Origin of the sequence: Roseobacter sp. EG26, from assembly GCF_049830555.1 — a bacterium.
Lineage (GTDB): Bacteria > Pseudomonadota > Alphaproteobacteria > Rhodobacterales > Rhodobacteraceae > Roseobacter.
The window spans coordinates 248,801-267,750 of record NZ_JBNBLH010000003.1 but is presented as its reverse complement, the minus strand read 5'-3'; the positions used below and the strand labels follow the sequence as shown (position 1 = coordinate 267,750).

17 protein-coding genes are annotated in these 18,950 nt (G+C 55.2%); 11 read left to right on the top strand and 6 right to left on the bottom strand.

Translation table 11 applies throughout. From position 1 onward, the window contains the following. Positions 1-3: 3 nt before the first annotated feature. Complete coding sequence (locus ACOTTU_RS09175; protein WP_425657514.1) at positions 4-855, bottom strand: peptidylprolyl isomerase; 852 nt, start codon at positions 853-855, stop codon at positions 4-6. Positions 856-1,028: 173 nt separating this feature from the next. Here ACOTTU_RS09175 and secA point away from each other — a divergent pair, with 173 nt between their 5' ends. From secA to ACOTTU_RS09160, 3 genes are all read left to right on the top strand, one after another. Then, the gene (gene secA / locus ACOTTU_RS09170) at positions 1,029-3,737 is read left to right on the top strand and encodes a preprotein translocase subunit SecA (protein WP_425657513.1); all 2,709 of its coding nucleotides are present in this window, start codon (positions 1,029-1,031) and stop codon (positions 3,735-3,737) included. A gap of 128 nt (positions 3,738-3,865) precedes the next feature. Beyond that, complete coding sequence (locus ACOTTU_RS09165) at positions 3,866-4,873, top strand: hypothetical protein (protein WP_425657512.1); 1,008 nt, start codon at positions 3,866-3,868, stop codon at positions 4,871-4,873. Positions 4,874-4,895: 22 nt separating this feature from the next. Beyond that, entirely contained in the window at positions 4,896-6,449 is a 1,554-nt protein-coding gene (locus ACOTTU_RS09160; RefSeq protein WP_425657510.1) for a substrate-binding domain-containing protein, read from the top strand. 341 nt (positions 6,450-6,790) lie between these two features. Here ACOTTU_RS09160 and dnaJ read toward each other — a convergent pair whose 3' ends face one another. Then, a complete protein-coding gene (gene dnaJ, locus ACOTTU_RS09155) occupies positions 6,791-7,942 on the bottom strand; it encodes a molecular chaperone DnaJ (protein WP_298916018.1) in 1,152 nt (383 codons plus the stop codon). 77 nt (positions 7,943-8,019) lie between these two features. Next, positions 8,020-9,927 (bottom strand): molecular chaperone DnaK, encoded by a 1,908-nt coding sequence (dnaK, locus tag ACOTTU_RS09150; protein WP_298916016.1) that lies wholly within the window; start codon positions 9,925-9,927, stop codon positions 8,020-8,022. Between the two features lie 211 nt (positions 9,928-10,138). Between dnaK and ACOTTU_RS09145 the strand changes: the two genes are divergently transcribed. Then, complete coding sequence (locus tag ACOTTU_RS09145) at positions 10,139-10,741, top strand: alpha-ketoglutarate-dependent dioxygenase AlkB family protein (protein WP_298916013.1); 603 nt, start codon at positions 10,139-10,141, stop codon at positions 10,739-10,741. Between the two features lie 71 nt (positions 10,742-10,812). On the opposite strand, the gene ACOTTU_RS09140 is transcribed toward ACOTTU_RS09145, so the two are convergent. Next, positions 10,813-11,163: a plastocyanin/azurin family copper-binding protein gene (locus ACOTTU_RS09140; protein ID WP_425657507.1), complete on the bottom strand. Its 351-nt coding sequence runs from the start codon at positions 11,161-11,163 to the stop codon at positions 10,813-10,815. Next, positions 11,160-11,687: a DUF4142 domain-containing protein gene (locus ACOTTU_RS09135; RefSeq protein WP_425657505.1), complete on the bottom strand. Its 528-nt coding sequence runs from the start codon at positions 11,685-11,687 to the stop codon at positions 11,160-11,162. Before ACOTTU_RS09135 ends, ACOTTU_RS09140 begins: the two co-directional genes overlap by 4 nt. A gap of 136 nt (positions 11,688-11,823) precedes the next feature. Between ACOTTU_RS09135 and ACOTTU_RS09130 the strand changes: the two genes are divergently transcribed. The 3 genes from ACOTTU_RS09130 to ACOTTU_RS09120 all read left to right on the top strand — a co-directional run bounded on the left by ACOTTU_RS09130 (position 11,824) and on the right by ACOTTU_RS09120 (position 13,918). After that, positions 11,824-12,777 carry an AraC family transcriptional regulator gene (locus ACOTTU_RS09130; RefSeq protein WP_425657503.1) on the top strand — a complete coding sequence of 318 codons (954 nt, stop codon included), beginning with the start codon at positions 11,824-11,826 and terminating at the stop codon, positions 12,775-12,777. A gap of 115 nt (positions 12,778-12,892) precedes the next feature. Next, positions 12,893-13,261, top strand: a complete 369-nt coding sequence (locus tag ACOTTU_RS09125) for a hypothetical protein (RefSeq protein WP_425657501.1) — start codon at positions 12,893-12,895, stop codon at positions 13,259-13,261. Positions 13,262-13,336: 75 nt separating this feature from the next. Then, positions 13,337-13,918: a uracil-DNA glycosylase family protein gene (locus tag ACOTTU_RS09120; protein WP_425657499.1), complete on the top strand. Its 582-nt coding sequence runs from the start codon at positions 13,337-13,339 to the stop codon at positions 13,916-13,918. A gap of 27 nt (positions 13,919-13,945) precedes the next feature. Here the strand turns inward: ACOTTU_RS09120 and ACOTTU_RS09115 are convergent, their stop codons facing one another. After that, positions 13,946-14,770 (bottom strand): ABC transporter permease, encoded by an 825-nt coding sequence (locus ACOTTU_RS09115; protein WP_298915998.1) that lies wholly within the window; start codon positions 14,768-14,770, stop codon positions 13,946-13,948. 119 nt (positions 14,771-14,889) lie between these two features. On the opposite strand from ACOTTU_RS09115, the gene cysQ reads away from it, so the two are divergent. From cysQ to ACOTTU_RS09095, 4 genes are all read left to right on the top strand, one after another. After that, positions 14,890-15,687 (top strand): 3'(2'),5'-bisphosphate nucleotidase CysQ, encoded by a 798-nt coding sequence (cysQ, locus tag ACOTTU_RS09110; protein WP_425657764.1) that lies wholly within the window; start codon positions 14,890-14,892, stop codon positions 15,685-15,687. Then, a complete protein-coding gene (locus tag ACOTTU_RS09105) occupies positions 15,687-16,487 on the top strand; it encodes a 3-deoxy-manno-octulosonate cytidylyltransferase (protein WP_425657497.1) in 801 nt (266 codons plus the stop codon). Before cysQ ends, ACOTTU_RS09105 begins: the two co-directional genes overlap by 1 nt. 239 nt (positions 16,488-16,726) lie before the next feature. Then, complete coding sequence (gene galU, locus ACOTTU_RS09100) at positions 16,727-17,620, top strand: UTP--glucose-1-phosphate uridylyltransferase GalU (protein ID WP_298915992.1); 894 nt, start codon at positions 16,727-16,729, stop codon at positions 17,618-17,620. 167 nt (positions 17,621-17,787) lie between these two features. Then, positions 17,788-18,804, top strand: a complete 1,017-nt coding sequence (locus ACOTTU_RS09095; protein WP_425657494.1) for a glycosyltransferase family 2 protein — start codon at positions 17,788-17,790, stop codon at positions 18,802-18,804. Positions 18,805-18,950: the final 146 nt, after the last annotated feature.

Here is an 18,950-nt window from a genome sequence, read left to right as displayed (position 1 = left end):
ACGTTATTCCAGCAGGTCAGTCTGTTTCAGAATTGCCGGATCAATGACCTGATCCGCAAAAACTTTTACATCTGCGTTTGAGGCCGCGCTTGTAATCGCCTCTTGCGCTACCTGTTGCCGTATTTCATTGGAAAGATCGCCGCGCACGTCATCCAGCGTGGGAATGGCGGCTTTGCGCGTGTCATTCAGCTTAATGATGTGCCAACCAAATTGCGTCTGAACCGGAACTGAAACTTCGCCAATGCCAAGCGCGATGGTTGCCGCCTCGAAGGTTGGCACCATCATGCCGGGGCCGAACCAACCCAGTTCACCTCCGCCCGGGCCGGACGGGCCGGTGGATTTTTCACGCGCAGTGGCAGCAAAGTCGGCACCGCCATCGATGGTTTCTTTGACCGCTATGGCTTCTTCCTCGGTTTCGACGAGAATATGCGATGCATTATATTCTTCTTCCGGGTCGATATCTCCGTATTGCCGGTCATAAAGAGCCTGAAGCGCGTCATCGGTCACGGCATCGGCAAGCACTTCTTCAACCACTTCCGCCGCTGTCAGAGAACGCCTTTCATTGTCGAGCGACATGGTGACACGCGCTGGTAGATCACCCTCGAAATTCTGGGCGAGCGCACTTTGCTGCACAAGTTGCTCGAGGATCCCGTCGTAAAGGACCTTGTCGTCCAGTTCCTGGTACTGCTGAGGCAATGATGCGCGTGCCGCAATCATATGGCCGAGTTTGATCTCAACACCGTTGACCGTGGCGATAACCGTGTCAGCCGTTGGGACGTCATCTTGCGCCCAGACCGGTGCAGCGATGCCTATCACTAGGGCCGCGCTGGCCAGAAAATTGAGATGTTTTTGCATGGATCGGTCCTATGGATGCGTCGCGGCAGGGCGCGACATTGACACGGTTTGGCGTGACCCTTACATCGCCCTATGGACATGGCAAGAGCGCTGCGTTCAATACCTATCTATGGGCTGTATCGCAGACGAGCAAGCAGATCGGCGCCATTACCTAAACTTCGGCTGGAGAACGCATGCTGGGCATCGGAACAATCGCAAAAAAGGTCTTTGGAACGCCAAACGACCGCAAGGTCAAAGCGACCCGCCCGCTGATCGAAAAGATCAACGCCCTTGAGCCCGAGTTCGAAAAGCTGACAGATGATGGCATCAAGGAGAAAACCGAAGCGCTGCGGCAGCGGGCTCTGGACGGCGAAAACCTGGATGATCTGCTACCCGAAGCCTTTGCCAATTGTCGAGAAGCCGCGCGCCGCGCGCTGGGCTTGCGGGCCTTCGACACGCAGTTGATTGGTGCTGTATTCCTGCACCAAGGCAATATTGCGGAGCAGAAAACGGGTGAGGGCAAAACGCTGACAGCGACATTTGCCGCCTATCTGAATGCGCTGACCGGCAAAGGTGTACATATCGTCACGGTCAACGAATACCTGGCCAAACGGGATGCCGGATGGATGGGTCAGGTCTTTGGCGCTTTGGGTCTGACCACCGGTGTCGCGCATTCGGAAATGACCGAAGAGGATAAGCGTGCCGCCTACGACAGCGATATTACCTACGCGACCAACAACGAGCTTGGCTTTGATTACCTTCGCGACAACATGAAGTCCGAGCTCAGCCAGATTTTCCAGAAGCAACACAATTTCGCGATCGTGGACGAGGTGGACTCGATTCTGATCGATGAAGCCCGAACGCCACTGATCATTTCCGGCCCGTCACAAGATCGCTCGGAGATGTATAAGGTCATCGACGCCGTAATCCCGGAGCTTGATGACACCCATTATGAGCTCGACGAAAAGACCCGCAATGTGACTTTCACAGATGAGGGTAACGAGTTTCTTGAGGATTTGTTGCGGTCAAAGGAGCTTCTGGAAGAAGGCCAGACTCTTTATGATCCCGAAAGCACCACAATCGTGCACCATGTGAACCAGGGTTTGCGGGCGCACAAGCTGTTCCAGAGAGACAAGGACTACATTGTGCGGGACGATGACGTTGTGCTCATCGACGAATTCACCGGTCGCATGATGGCCGGGCGACGGCTTTCCGATGGGCTGCATCAGGCCATTGAGGCCAAGGAGAACGTCGCCATCAAGCCCGAGAACGTGACGCTGGCGTCCGTAACATTCCAGAACTATTTCCGTCTTTATAACAAACTGGCCGGGATGACGGGCACGGCGCTTACCGAGGCGGACGAATTTCAGGAAATCTACGGCCTTGGGGTCGTAGAAATCCCGACCAATAAGCCCATTGCGCGGGTTGACGAAGACGATCAGGTCTACCGCACTGTGCGCGAAAAATACGCCGCGATGCTGGAGCAGATCAAGGAAAGCAACGCCAAAGGGCAGCCAGCGCTGGTGGGTACGACCTCCATCGAGAAATCAGAGATTCTCAGCAATCTGCTGACGGAGGCGGGCATCAAGCACAATGTGCTGAACGCACGACAGCACGAACAGGAAGCTCAGATCGTTGCGGATGCCGGCAAATACGGCGCCGTGACCATTGCGACGAACATGGCGGGCCGCGGTACCGATATTCAGCTTGGCGGTAATGTGGACATGCAGGTTCTGGATGCCATCGCGGCAGACCCCGAAGCAGACCCGGAGGCCATTCGCGCCAAGGTCGAAGCCGAACATGCTGATGAAAAATCCAAAGTGCTGGAGGCAGGCGGCCTTTATGTTCTGGCGTCCGAGCGCCATGAAAGTCGCCGCATCGACAACCAGCTTCGGGGACGTTCAGGCCGTCAGGGGGATCCGGGACGATCATCGTTCTATCTCAGCCTGGAAGATGACCTGATGCGGATTTTCGGGTCGGAGCGGCTGGAAAAAGTGCTGACCACGCTTGGTCTCAAGGAAGGCGAAGCGATTGTGCACCCTTGGGTTAATAAATCGCTGGAACGGGCGCAGGCCAAGGTCGAAGGACGCAACTTCGACATCCGCAAGCAGCTTCTGAAGTTTGATGACGTGATGAACGAGCAGCGGAAAGTTGTCTTTACTCAGCGTCGCGACATTATGGAAGCGGCGGACCTTAGTGAAATCACAACCGACATGCGTCACCAGGTTATTGATGATCTGATCGATCAATACTTGCCACCGAATACCTACGCGGATCAGTGGGATTCAGAAGGCCTCCACACGGCTGTACAGGAAAAACTGAGCCTTGATGTTCCGGTTGGCGAATGGGTCGAGGAAGAGGGCGTTGACGACGAGGCCATTCGGGACCGTCTGGTTGAGGCTGCTGACAAGCTCATGTCTGAGAAGGCGGAACAGTTCGGCTCCGAAAACATGCGGAACATCGAAAAGCAGCTGTTGTTGCAATCAATTGACGGCAAATGGCGCGAACATCTTTTGACCCTCGAACACTTGCGGTCTGTTGTGGGTTTTCGCGGTTATGCGCAACGCGACCCTCTGAACGAATACAAAAATGAATCCTTCCAGCTTTTCGAAGGAATGCTGGACAGTCTGCGTGAAGACGTCACCCAGAAGCTGTCGCAAATCCGTCCGCTGTCGGAGGATGAGCAACGCGAGATGCTGGAGCAGATCAGGGCGCAGCAAGCTGCGGCCCAAGGTGCGGCGGCGGCTGCTGTCGGAGGCAGTGCTGCCGCAGAATCCGCGGGCGAAGCGATGGACGGGTTTGTCGAAGATGATCCGTCCACTTGGGGAAATCCGGGTCGAAACGAGGCCTGCCCCTGCGGATCCGGCAAGAAATTCAAACACTGTCACGGACGCTTTACCTGAGGCAGTCGCCATCTTCTTGCCAAAATGACACCCTTCCACCGTCATAACTCAGCCGTGTTTACCTTTCATTAAGACTTTGTTCCAACTGGTGGAGAGGGATCAAAGTAATGTCGCATAAGACAGAAATAATGACTGCAGCAGGGACCCTTGCCTGCGCTGTCGGCATCGGTTTCGTCATGCAAAGTGGCGAAGTGGCCGAGTTGCGATACGGTTCTTCGAATATACCAGCGGACGACTTGAAAATTCAGGGAACCTTGTCGTTTGACCAGCTTTCGCCACCTGACCTTGATCTTGCCAAGGCTGAGCCATCTCTGGATATCAGCGAAATTATTTTGACTTCTGCTGAAGTTGCCACACCCGAAACATTACCCAGCCGCGAAACGCCCGTACAGATATCCACGGTCCTGAAAAGCAGCTTGGAAGAACCCGCGGCACCTGAATTGGGCCCGCAACTTACCTGCCCCGTCAAACTGTCTGCTGAGCCTTATGCGGCCGCAATGGTCAAACTCAGCCTGACAGCGCCCTGCCTGCAGAATGAACGCGTCACCGTCAGCCATGAGGGTCTGAAATTCACCGAAACGACATCTGATACCGGGGGCCTTGACGTCGCTGTCCCCGCAATGTCTGAACAGGCTGAATTTTCGGTAACCTTTGCCAACGGCCACCGTGTTGCCACGACCGCTAGCGTACAAACCGTTTCCCAATACGAACGTGTTGTGCTGCAATGGCAGGGCGAAGATACCGTGCAAATCCATGCTCGGGAACTGGGCGCTTCCTATGGGGACGCTGGCCATGTGTGGGCAGGTGCTGCACGAGACGTGACCGCTGTTGCGGATGGCCGGGGGGGCTTTCTGACCCGTCATGGCGATAGCTCAGCCGAGGATGGCCTGATGGCTGAGGTCTATACCTATCCAGCGGACCCTTCCTACGACAAAGCCGCCCTGCAATTGAGTGTGGAAACCGAGGTGACCGACCGGAATTGCGGACGAGAAGTCGAAGCAAAGGCGCTGAAACTGGTCGCGGGCGCGATACTGCCGATAAAGGCATTGTCGCTCGCGGTTCCCGGCTGCGACGCGGTTGGCAACTTTCTGGTGTTGAATAATCCGCTCGAAGACCTGACAGTCGCTTCAAAGTAGGTTTGCGACGAGGCACATTCACATGACATGGAAACGTGTGGCGGTTTTCGCCGCACTTTGCCTATTGGGGACCGCCCCTGTTGCCCAGGATGTGACACTGACGTCCCGGGACGGGCGCGTGGAATTGTCCGGCACGTTGTTGGGGTTTGATGGTGAGTTCTATCGTCTCGAAACACTCTACGGTGAATTGACGGTTGATGGGTCGGGCGTCTCATGTGATGGCCCGGGCTGTCCAAATCTGCAGGATTTTGTTGCGGAGCTTTACCTGTCGGGATCAGCAACCATGGGGGCTGTGTTGATGCCGGCACTAGTGGAAGGATTTGCGCTGCGCAATGGGTATGAGGCCGAACGCAAAACCGAGGACAAAACGCATTTTACCTACAGCCTGACAGATTCAGATACCCAAAAACGCGTGGCGGAATTTTTCTTTCGGGTTACCAATACCGACGAGGGGTTTGCTGACCTGCTCGCCAATGAAGCTGATCTGGTCATGGCTTTGCGCGAAATCCGTCCTGACGAGCAGCAGCGTGCGCGCGATTCTGGGATGGGGGATATGACCGATGACAATCGCAGCCTCGTTCTGGCTTTGGATGCCGTTGTGCCGATCGTCGCACCGAACAACCCGCTCAAAGACATAGCCCCTTTGAATTTGGCCCGCGCCTATGTCGGTCAGATCACCAACTGGTCCGCTCTTGGGGGGCCGGATGCACCGATCACCTTACATGCGCCCGACGCCAAAACCGGTCTCGGACAGGCCATCGAGGATGAAATCATCGCACCTGTGGGGTTGCAGATGTCGCCAAACGTTGTTCGTCATGATCGTGGGATTGAACTTGCCCAAGCGGTCGCGTCCGACCCATTTGCATTGGGCGTTGCCAGTTTTGCAGAAGTGGGGAATGCGCAACCGCTTACATTGACCGGAGACTGTGGCCGGATGCTGAGAGCCACGCGCCGCTCAATAAAGACAGAAGATTACCCATTGACCGCGCCAATGTTCCTTTACCACCCGGCACGGCGGTTACCCAAGGTTGCGCGCGAATTTCTGGCATTCACCAGAGGTCCCGCTGCGCAGATCGTGATACGCCGGGCCGGGTTTGTCGATCAGGCAGCCGAAGAAGTCCCAGTTGATGAACAGGGGGACCGCTTTGCCAACGCCATCGCAGCGGCTGGCGTGGAGATCGAACTGTCTGAATTGCAACGTATGACGTCCACCCTGTCACCGATGAAGCGGCTTACGACCTCCTTCAGGTTCGAGGCGGGATCGGTTCGCCTCGATGCGCAATCTCGTTCCAATATCCAACAGTTGGGTCGTGCCCTGGAACAAGGGCGCTACGACGCGCGAAAGCTCCTGTTCGTCGGTTTCAGTGACGGTGACGGTCCGGCAACCACCAACAAAGGGATCGCTCTGCGACGGGCTGAAGCGGTGCGGCAGGCTGTGATCGCAGTGGCGGAAACGGCAGACCTCGACCGTGTCGAATTGCAGGTCGATGCGTTCGGAGAAGCGATGCCCATGGCCTGTGACAACAGCGCCTGGGGACGTCAGGCAAATCGCCGCGTCGAAGTCTGGGTGCGTTGATCCACAAGGAGGATACCGCGCATTGGAAACTCATCCTGTCAGATTTTCGGGCCTTGGCAAGATCGAGGATTTGCAGGTTTTGGCGGGTAATTTCGAAACTAGAAAATCAGATTCTGCTGATGGCTGGTCGGTCGCGATAGCGTCGGAGTGGCGATACGTCATCGCCAAACAGCAGATCGGGAGTGAGACTGCACTGGGTTGGATGTCAATTCGAACTTGAGGTTGATAAAGAAGAATAGCCAGACCTTTGGCCCGGCTATTTCGCTTTGGTGCTATGTCAACACGCTCTATCTCAGGGACTAATGCTCGGGAAAGCGCCCAAGAGGATGGCTATTGCCGCATCATCCCTTCATCGAATCCCAGAAACTCTTCACGCTGGAGAAGAAGCTCGACGATTCCGGATTGTTATTCTCCGAGAGATCCTCAAATTCTGCCAACAGTTCCTTTTGCCGCGCAGTAAGATTGACAGGCGTTTCGACAGCCAGCTCGATGAACATGTCACCCGATCCGGCACCTCTGAGCGCTGGCATGCCTTTGTTCCGCAACCGCATTTGGCGGCCGGACTGGCTGCCCGCAGGAATTTGAACGCGACCGCGACCGCCATCGATGGTTGGAACTTCGATCGATCCGCCAAGGGCGGCCTTGGCCATTGAAACCGGTACGCGGCAGAATAGATTGCCGCCATCTCGCTGGAACAATTCGTGCTCTGCAACTTCGATGAAGATGTAGAGGTCTCCGGAGGGACCGCCCCGCATGCCGGCTTCGCCTTCGCCAGCGAGCCTGATCCGCGTTCCCGTTTCGACGCCCGCAGGGATGTTGACGGAGAGGGCACGATCCTTTTCCTGTCGACCAGCGCCCTGGCAGGATTTACAGGGGTTCTTGATGTGCTGTCCCAGGCCGGAACAGGTCGGGCAGGTACGTTCAACGGTGAAGAAACCCTGTTGCGCGCGCACCTTACCCATACCGGAACAGGTTGGGCAGGTTGTCGGTTCTGATCCGCCTTCGGCTCCCGTACCACTGCAACTGTCACAGCTCACCGACGTGGGGACGTTGATCGTTTTTTGCAGGCCGGAGAAGGCATCTTCCAGCGTGACGCTCAGATTGTAGCGCAGGTCCGAGCCACGCGCTGCGCGGCGCCCGCCGCCGCGTTGCTGCCCGCCCATGAAGTCGCCGAAAAGATCGTCAAAGACGTCCGAAAATGCCGATGAGAAGTCGCCTTGACCACCACCAAATCCGCCACCGGGACGCCCGCCGCCGCCCATGCCGCCTTCAAATGCTGCATGACCATAGCGGTCGTAGGCGGCCTTTTTGTCGGCATCCTTGAGGACTTCATAGGCCTCGTTGGCCTCTTTGAACTGAGATTCAGCTTGCGGATTGTCTTTGTTGCGATCGGGGTGAAGCTCTTTCGCCTTGCTGCGATAGCCCTTTTTTATCTCGTCCGCCGAGGCACCTTTGGCAACGCCAAGCACCTCATAATAATCACGTTTTGCCATCAACTAGGTCCCCTTGCTGGAACGTGAGAGGCCGACCCGGAGGTCGGCCTATGCAGTGGTTCCGGGTTACGCGCGGCTCACGCGCGCTTGTCGTCGTCGAGGTCTTCGAACTCGGCGTCAACGATGTCGTCGTCGCCGGGCGCTTCGTCAGCCGCGGCCGCGACATCCTCATCGTCTTCCTGAGCGGCTTTATAGATGGCCTCGCCAAGTTTCATCGCAGCTTCGGTGACGTTCTGAATACCAGACTTAATCTTGTCAGCATTCTCAGTTTCCAGCTCGTCCTTGAGCGCGGCAATCGCGAGCTCGATGGCTTCAATGGTGGTCGGATCAACCTTATCGGCATGCTCTTCCATCGACTTCTCGGTCGAGTGGATAAGGCTTTCCGCCTGGTTCTTCGCTTCGATGAGTTCGCGGCGCTCTTTGTCGGCCTCCGCGTTCTCTTCGGCGTCCTTCACCATTTTCTCGATGTCTTCATCCGACAGTCCGCCCGAGGCCTGGATCGTGATCTTTTGCTCTTTGCCAGTGCCTTTGTCCATCGCGCCCACTGACACGATGCCGTTGGCATCAATGTCGAATGTCACTTCGATCTGCGGCATGCCGCGTGGGGCGGGCGGGATGTTTTCGAGGTTGAAGGCTCCGAGGATCTTGTTGTCGGAAGCCATCTCGCGCTCACCTTGGAAAACCCGGATGGTCACAGCGTTCTGGTTATCTTCGGCCGTGGAGAAGATTTGCGATTTCTTCGTTGGGATCGTTGTGTTGCGGTCGATGAGGCGGGTGAAAACGCCACCCAGTGTTTCAATGCCCAAGCTCAGCGGTGTCACGTCGAGCAGAACCACGTCTTTGACGTCGCCCTGAAGAACACCGGCCTGAATTGCGGCACCCATGGCGACAACCTCGTCCGGGTTCACACCCTTGTGCGGCTCCTTGCCGAAGAATTTGGTCACTTCCTCGACCACTTTCGGCATGCGAGTCATACCACCAACCAGAACGACCTCGTCGATGTCGGAGGGCGACAGACCTGCATCTTTCAGAGCGGCCTGGCAGGGTTTGATCGAGTTCTTGATCAGGTCGCTGACGAGGCTTTCCAGTTTGGAGCGGGTCAGCTTCATGACCATATGCAACGGCTGGCCGTTTGCGCCCATGGAAATGAACGGCTGGTTGATCTCGGTCTGGCTGGAACTCGAGAGTTCGATCTTGGCTTTCTCTGCGGCCTCTTTCAGGCGCTGCAGGGCCATCTTGTCTTTGGTCAGGTCAACCTGATGCTCTTTTTTGAACTCATCTGCGAGGTAGTTGACGATGCGCATGTCAAAGTCTTCACCACCCAGGAAGGTGTCCCCGTTGGTGGATTTCACCTCAAACAGGCCGTCATCGATTTCGAGGATGGTCACGTCGAAAGTACCGCCGCCGAGGTCATAGACCGCGATGGTCTGCGTGTTCTCCTTGTCGAGACCATAGGCCAGTGCGGCAGCTGTCGGCTCGTTGATGATGCGCAGCACTTCCAGACCGGCGATCTTGCCGGCGTCTTTGGTTGCTTGACGTTGCGCGTCGTTGAAATACGCCGGCACAGTGATGACCGCCTGGGTCACGTCCTCGCCGAGGTAGCTCTCAGCGGTCTCTTTCATCTTGCCGAGGATGAAAGCGGAGATTTGAGACGGGGAGTATTTCTCACCTTTGGCTTCCACCCAGGCGTCGCCGTTACCGCCATCGATGACGTTGAACGGCATGTTCTTCTTGTCCTTGGCGAGATCCGCATCGTCATACCGACGACCGATCAGGCGTTTGACGCCGAAGATGGTGTTTTCGGGGTTGGTGACGGCTTGCCGTTTCGCGGGCTGACCCACGAGGCGCTCATCATCTGTGAACGCGACGATGGACGGGGTCGTCCGCGCGCCTTCGGAATTCTCAATTACACGGGGTTGGCTGCCGTCCATGATGGAAATGCAGCTGTTGGTGGTTCCCAGGTCGATACCAATGACTTTGGCCATGTTTAGATCCCTCATTTACTCAAGGCGATGACACGGAGCGATTGGCCCGTTATGGCGCCGCTGCCCCGATCTCAATTCACATGAAGCGGGTCGCCTCACGCGGTTCGGAGGGTATATAAGGAGGGGCTTCGCGCGCTGCAACCTTTAGGACGCATGCGTATGTGGATTCTTGATACAATTTCGATGCATTTCTGATGATCCCGGAGGATGGATGGCGATTTTGACGGTTGCGGGGTTCGACATTCATAAATCTTACCTGCCCATTGACGCGCAGAACGACCTGTTGGGCACGCTTCGCCAGGTGGCCCGATCTGCGCCTTTTTTCTCCCCCGTAACGCCAAGCGGCAAAGCGATGTCCGTGCGGATGACTGCGGCGGGTAAGTTCGGGTGGATCACCGACAGACGTGGCTATCGGTATTCTGAAACACACCCGGACGGCATGGCGTGGCCACCGATGCCGCAAGCTGTGCTGGATATCTGGCGCGACCTGACCGGACTGGCGCGCGCGCCGGAGTGCTGCCTGATCAACTATTACGGTGAAGGTGCGCGTATGGGGATGCATCAGGACAAGGATGAAAACAGTTTTGACTGGCCGGTTGTTTCGATTTCACTGGGTGACGATGGATTGTTTCGAATGGGGAACGCGGCGCGCGGTGGCAAGACCCGGTCGACGTGGTTGCAATCCGGTGATGTCGTTGTGATGGGCGGGCCTGCTCGGATGGCTTACCATGGTGTCGACCGAATTCGGTTTGGTTCAAGCACATTGCTGCCGAAAGGCGGTCGCATCAATCTGACGTTACGCGTGGTGACCTGAGCGCAGGTCGCCAGAGCCGTGTTTTCGGCGGGCAGGAAACTTTGTGTCTTTCCGGCGCTGGCCCTGCCACCCTAGCTGGCGATTTCAAACCTCCCCTTCATGTGCGGATGGAAGGTGCAATAGTAGCTGGTTTCCACCGCGTCGGTCACAATGATCTCAGCACTCTCCCCTTTCAGAAGCTGTTTGGTGTCCCATCCAGCTTCGATCGCGGTGGCTGTATGAGGTGCGACATCTTCATTTGTCCACCGGATGGTGTCCCCAATGCTGACCGTGATATGCGCCGGTTCAAATTTGAAACTTTTGATCCTCACGTGGTGGATTTTGGGGCCGGTGTCAGCATTGGCCCGCAATGCACGGATCGGAACGGCTGCTGATGCAACCGCTCCTGCCAAGACACTGCGTCGTGTAATGCGGATGCTCAATGGCTCAGTCCCTTGACCATCATTTCAGCATGCGTCTCGTGGACCTTGAAAATGTCGAGACCCTGCTGAAACAGCGCTTTGACCTCTGCATTCTCAATATTGGGGATCATGGTGTTTTCCACCAAATCGTTGACCGTTTGATGGTAGGCCAGCTCATTTGCCGCGTAGGCCGCATCAAACTCAGCGCCTCGCAGCTTGGAAAAATCATCAATGATTTTTTCCGCGCCCTCATTGAGCGCCTGGCTGAAGAAGTTGTCCTGCGCAGTCGCACCCAGCTTGTCGAGCAATTCCAGTGCCGCCGCGTTCACCGCGTTATGATCACTGATCATTGTGTTGGCAAAGGCATGGATTTCCGGATTCGTCGAAAGCGCCAATGCAAGATGAGCGTAGCGGATGTCGATGTTATCGGCCGTATAAGCAATATGCGCAAACTCCAGATCGTTAAGATCAGCGACGTCTTCAGCAACTGCCTGCGACGCAAACATGGCGGCGACAAGCGCCATACCAGACATAAGAATTTTCATTTGGTTTCTCCGTTTTCAGATCTTGTGGCGTCACGATACCGTCCGAGATCAGATCAAAACATGCTCGCTCATCCGGATTTCTGTGCAGATCGTTCAAACGGCTGTACAGTCGAGGATTTAGGTGTATGTCTGATGCATGCTTGATTTGCTCAGTGATATTCTCACCAACCTCTCCATGCGCGGGACTTTGTACTTTCGCACGTCATTCACCAAACCCTGGGGCGTCGCTGTTCCGAGTTACGAAAACGTGGCGCGATTCCATTTCGTCAACCGGGGCAGTTGCCTGATTGCGGTGGACGGGGTGGATGACCCGGTCTGCTTGGAACAAGGGGATCTGGTGATAATTCCACACGGCGCGTCGCATGATCTGTATTGCGGGCATGATCCCGAAAATACGATCCTGCCGTTGGACACGGTGCTGGAGAAATCAGGATACGACGGGTCGGGTGTTTTGGTTTACGGCGGCCATGACACCCAAAGCGAAACTCAACTTATCTGTGGGCATTTTTCATTTGAAAAGGATGCAAAGCACATATTGATGCAGCGGTTGCCACCTATCATTCACTTGCGAAACTATGGTGAAACTGCGGGGAAATGGATGGAAGCCACCCTGAGGATGATCGGCGATGAAACCGGTGGGCTTCGCATGGGCAGCGACTTGATCGCCCTCAAGATGTCCGAGGCCATATTGGCCCAATCCATCCGCAGCTTTGTAGAAAGTGCAGACGCGCCAGAATGGGGGCTTGGTGGTTTTTCGGACAAGCATCTGCGGCGTGCGCTTGACGCGTTCCATAAGTCGCCGGATCAGGTCTGGACGGTGGAGAATCTGGCGCATGCGGCGGGTATGTCGAGGACGAGCTTTGCCGTTCTTTTTCAGAAGAAAATGGATATGACACCGATGCAATACGTCACAAGCTGGCGTATCGAAATCGCCAAGAAACATCTCGTTGATCCATCAAACACGCTGACCGATGCCGCGGAATACGCAGGTTATGCCTCCGATTCTGCATTTGCGCGTGTGTTCAAGAAGGAAACGGGAATGACACCAGCAAGCTTTCGAAGGCAAGCGACCTCTTCATTCGTTCGGTGATTTGAACGATCTGCACATCATATTGTACGTACGGGCATGGTAGGTACGTGTGTATCCCCATATCTCTGTTCCATCGATGCAAATCCGAGCATCACTCAAAGGGAAAGAGATCATCATGCTTCCACGCTTCATTACAAAATCAATCCACGCTTATCTTGACTACCCGGTCGCGTTCGCTCTGATGGCGCTGCCGTTCCTGCTTGGCCTCGGGCAGGGCAATATACTGGCCTTTTGGCTGTCTGTAGTTACGGGAATCGCCGCATTTGTGCTCACGGTTTTGACCGATCATCATCTGGGGCTATTCCGCGTCTTGCCCTATGGTCTGCACCTTGCGGTCGATGGCGCTGTGGGACTTGTCTTCGTCGTAGCCCCAATTGCATTGGGCCTCAGCGGTATCGAGTTTTGGTACTATATGGGTTTGGGTCTGACGGTCCTGGCAGTTGTTAGTCTGCACAAACCGGAAGAAGATGTGCAGGTGGCCTGACAATCGCTGTGTTTGGGAACACAAAGCTAAGGGTTGCGACGCGTGTTGCAGCCCTTTTCGGGTGAGGAGATTCAGATGCCGATTGAAAGCCAAGACAATCTGCTGGCAGAAATTCGAGCGTGTTCTCGCTGCAAGGACCTGCCGTTGGGTCCACGTCCGATTGTCCAGTTCAGCAATACCTCGAAACTTTTGATTGTCGGTCAGGCACCGGGCCGTATTACCCACCACAAGGGCATTCCCTTTGATGATCCATCAGGCGACCGTCTCAGAGCGTGGCTGGGTGTTACCCGTGACGTGTTTTACGACGCGGAAAAGATCGCGATCGTGCCGATGGGTTTTTGTTTTCCGGGGACTGGCAAGGGGGGTGATCTGCCGCCACGGGCTGAATGCGCGCCTGCCTGGCGCAACCGCATTCTCGAAACGCTTTCATCTATTGAGCTGACCCTCATCATTGGCCGCTATGCGATTGACTGGCATCTGCCCGACTATAGCGGGCAGACCGTCACAAAGGCGGTGCAAAACTGGCAGGGCGTATGGCCGAACCAACTCATTCTTCCCCACCCGAGCCCCAGAAACAACAGATGGCTCAAACAAAACCCGTGGTTTGACGAAGAGATTATTCCAACTTTGCAAGCGCGGGTTGGGGGGATGTTTTGATCGGTATCTTTTGCGGGCAGCGGGGGCTCAGCGACGCGCGCTCCAACTGAGAGACGCGTGGCGGCGGGTGTAGAATTCGCCCATGAGGCCGATCATGACAAGCACTACACCCACCCACATGGCATAGTGCCAGTCAGAGTATCGCGGGTTGTAGTTGATGAATGCAAATCCACGCGCCTGATCAATTGCGTGAAAAAGCGGGTTCCAATCAAAGAGCGACAGCATGAAACTTGGCAGGCTGTTGGCCACAAACATTTTGCCAGAGGCAATCATGTTCGCCCGCTGATAGACAGTGCTGAAGACAGAGACCACCTGAGGAAACCATGGCTTCAAGGCCAGAAGGACCAGGCCAAGGGCGACGCCTGTAAACCAGGCAATCAAGAGCATTCCAAACGCCGCGATAGGCTGGTCAATAATCAATGGCGTGAAGGCGACATGGTAACAAAACAGGATCAGCATCAGCGACAGGACCTGAATATAGAGCGCACCGAGTGCCGCAGATGCGATGGCGATAATGGTGTTCATCGGCGCGTGTTGCATCATTGGGCTGGCGGGGCCCTCTGACGCGACGACCGCGCCCATTGATTTGGTGTGCGTCATGAACAGAAATATGCCTGACATGATATAGAGCAGGAAGTCGCCACGAATGGCAGATCCTCGCAGACCCAAAATGGTGAACATGAAATAGAAGGCCAGCACCATGATGACCATTTGCAACAGGTTGATCCCGATCGCCCAGAAAGCATTATTGTGGGTTTTGCGCACAGATCGGACGATGGAGTGGTAGACCAGCTCCATCAGCCTCAGCGCGGAGCCTAAGCCGCTTTCATTTCGGTCAACAGCCTGAAACATGCTTCTCTTGCCTTTTGGTGAGCGACAATGTCGCATGGAATTCTTGCTGTTCCGTTAGAGCCGGAGCATAAGGGGCATCGTTTCGAACATCAATGACCGTGAAATGGGGTATTTTTGGTATGGATTACGGGAAGTTAGTTAACGTCATGCGCAGACTCTCGCTGCAAGCGGGCGCGAAAATCATGGAGATCTATGAGGCGGACGACTTCGACGTAAACCTGAAATCAGACAATAGCCCGGTTACCGCAGCGGATGAGGCTGCCGATGTCCTGATTTCGGCGGGTCTGCGAGATGCCTTTCCTGATGTTATGCTGGTCACCGAAGAGCAATCAGCCACGCATGACACGACCGGAGATACCTTCCTGATCGTTGATCCATTGGACGGCACCAAAGAGTTTATTCACCGCAGAGGTGATTTCACCGTGAACATTGCTCTTGTGGAGAACGGTGTGCCGACGCGGGGTATTGTCTACGCGCCTGCAAAGGGTCGTATGTTCTATACCGATGCCAGCGGGCAATCACTCGAAGAAAGTGGCCCGTTTGATTTGAATTCAATGGGGTCCTTGATGCCGATATCAGTCTCTGATGCGGACAATTCGGCCCTGATGGTTGTGGCCTCAAAGTCCCACCGCGATCAGGCCACCGATGATTACATATCCAGCTATTCGGTCGCTGACATGAAGAGTGCCGGATCGTCGTTGAAGTTCTGTCTGGTAGCGACCGGGGAGGCTGACCTCTATCCCAGACTTGGCCGCACCATGGAATGGGATACGGCAGCAGGACATGCTGTTCTGTCAGGCGCTGGCGGCGCAGTTGTGCGATTTGACGATCTCGAGCCGCTTGCCTATGGCAAGAAGGGCTACGCCAACCCGTTCTTTATCGCCTATGCTCCTTCCGTCACTTTGAAAGCAACTTGATGTCAGTTCTGATCGCCATTCCCGCAAGATATGCGTCCAGCCGGTACCCCGGCAAACCCTTGGCAGAACTGAAAGGCGCGACCGGCCAGTCACTCAGTTTGATCGAACGCAGTTGGCGTGCGGCTCGCGAAGTGGATGGCGTCGACCGCGTCATCGTGGCGACGGATGATGATCGGATCAGATCGGCCTGTGAAGCATTCGGTGCAGAGGTCGTCATGACGTCTTCTGACTGTGCCAATGGAACAGAGCGCTGTGCAGAGGCGCATGATATTTTGGGTGGCGGTTTCGACATCGTTGTCAACCTGCAAGGCGACGCGCCGTTGACTCCACACTGGTTCATTGAGGATTTGATCACCGGATTGCAAAAGGCGCCAAAGGCCGAAATTGCCACTCCTGTGCTGCGGTGTGATGGTGAGACACTTTCGGGGTTTCTGAACGATAGAAAGGCCGGGCGGGTTGGAGGAACCACTGCCGTCTTCGACGCGAACAATCAGGCGATGTACTTCTCAAAAGAAGTGATCCCCTTCACGACACGGGAATATGACGATCAGGAAGAAACGCCGGTTTTTCATCACGTGGGCGTCTACGCTTACCGTCCGCTTGCACTGGCCGCCTACCCAAGCTGGCCCGTCGGACCGCTTGAACGCCTTGAAGGTCTTGAGCAGCTTCGTTTCATGGAGAACGGGCGCGCGGTGCTTTGCGTTGAAGTGCATGCCAGGGGGCGTCAGTTCTGGGAGCTCAATAATCCGCAGGATGTGCCCAAGATTGAAAGCATGATGGCGCAAATGGGCTTGCCATAGGCAGGAAGTGTCAGGTGTGGTTGTGCTGAAAAAGCTGGCAAATTGTGCCACAAAGTTGCATAGAGATCGGGTTAATGACCTCAACTACGAGCATAATCGGCGGGACCCCGCCATGTTTCTTCGCAAGGTTCGATTTGTGTTTGGCATCTGCTTTAATTGCAACAGAAGTCGTGTTTTTGACGCAATTTGATCGTAGTTGCAGGTTAGTAGAGTGCGATTATCAAGTGTGAGGGCCATTGATGAAACGTAAAGTGACAAAAGCGATTTTTCCTGTCGCCGGAATGGGGACGCGTTTTTTGCCCGCAACAAAATCCGTCCCGAAAGAAATCATGACGCTGGTTGACCGACCGCTGATTCAATATGCGATCGACGAAGCGCGGGCGGCTGGCATCAAGGAATTCATCTTTGTGACCTCGCGCGGCAAGGGCGCGCTTGAGGACTACTTTGATCACGCGCCACAGCTCGAGCAGGAATTGCGCAAGAAAGGCAAGACCGAGCTTCTCGAAACGCTGTGCAGCACGAATATGGAAAGCGGCGCAATCGCCTATATTCGCCAGCACAAGGCACTTGGTCTTGGCCACGCTGTCTGGTGCGCGCGCAGGCTCATCGCGGATGAACCCTTTGCCGTGATCCTGCCGGACGATGTGATCGCGGCGGATAAACCTTGTTTGCAACAAATGGTCGAAGCCTATTCGGAAACAGGCGGCAATATGGTTGCCGCGATGGAAGTTGCGCCTGAGAAAGCGTCTTCTTACGGCATGTTGGCTGTATCCGAAGACATGGGCTCAATGGTTCGGGTCAAGGGCATGGTTGAGAAGCCAAAGGCGGAAGATGCACCTTCCAATCTCGCCGTGATTGGCCGCTATATCTTGTCACCATCGGTTCTGACGAATTTAAACAAAATCAAATCGGGAGCAGGCGGTGAAATTCAACTGACCGATGCGATTGCGGCAGAGATCGGTAGCGGCAATGGTGTCTACGGCTACCGTTTTCGTGGTCAGCGTTTTGACTGCGGGTCGAAATCGGGGTTTTTGCAAGCGACCGTGGCCTTCGGACTTGAGCGCGAAGAACTGCGAGCTGACTTGTCTGCCTACCTGCATGATGTTGTAAACATGGGAAAAGCGGCTGAGTGAGCCCGCTTTCAGTGCCGTCGGGATATGGATGATCGTCATGGGCTAGCCCTTGTGCGGTCCATTTTTTTGGGTACGTGATACCTATACTGGTATCACCTCGCTCAATGTGCCAGTTAGAAGATATCTCCAACCTTCACTCTTCCAACGAGGAGGAGAAAGGACGTTAGATGCCGGGCCCGGGTCCCTGGACCAGATACAAACTCAGACTCAAACGTAAACGCCTGTTATGGCGCGGGTTTCGCAGCCGCCACGCTCTCAAATTGACATCAGACAAAACCGCCCGGATTGACCCGGCGCAAATCCTGCTTTTTGCAACCGTTCGGAACGAAGCAATGCGGTTGCCGTATTTTTTGGAACACTACAGAGAATTGGGTGTGTCTCATTTCCTGATCGTGGATAACGACAGTACGGATGACACGGCGGCGCTATTGGCGGCCGCTCCTGACGTATCGCTTTGGCATACGAATGCGGGGTACAAGAATGCTCGCTTCGGCATGGATTGGTTGACCTGGTTGCTGATCCGATACGGGCACGGGCACTGGACGATCACTGTCGATGCCGACGAATTACTGATTTATCCCGATCATGAAACACGAAAACTGCCTGAACTGACCGCCTGGCTGGATCAACGCGGCCAACGTGCGATGGGCGCGATGATGCTCGACCTCTATGCAAAAGGGCCCACCGATAAGCAGTCTTACAAGCGAAATCAAAATCCTTGCGAAGTGCTGAAATGGTTTGACGCATACGGATATTGGGCGCAGCGCCAGTCCAGAATGGGGAACCTGTGGCTTCAGGGAGGGCCGCGCGCACGGTGCTTTTTTGCCAAAGACCCCCGGCGGGCTCCGACGCTCAACAAGATTCCACTGGTGAAATGGAGCCGTCGCTACACCTTTGTCAATTCCACTCACAACGCGCTGCCACCGCAGTTGAACCGCACCTACGATGAGCCGGGGAAAGAGAAGGTAACAGGTGTCTTGCTGCACACTAAGTTTCTGCCGGGCGTCGCAGATCGCGCCCGCGCTGAGCAGAACCGCAAGCAGCATTTTTCAAACTCAACGCTCTATGATGCCTATTATCAGTCCCTGATCGAAAATCCTGATTTATGGGACGTGAATTCGACGCCTTATTCCGGTTGGGAGCAGCTTGTCGAGCTCGGCTTGATGGCAAGAGGCCAGTGGTGATCCCGCCCCAAATGCTCGAATTGACCAGAACGCTTTAAAACATTGCGAAAAAACGCATTTTAAGCAATAAAATATCAATAAGTCGCGAATTAACATAAGCGATACAAGATCGACCGTGGGCGAGACCGGGACGTTTCCCCAGAAAT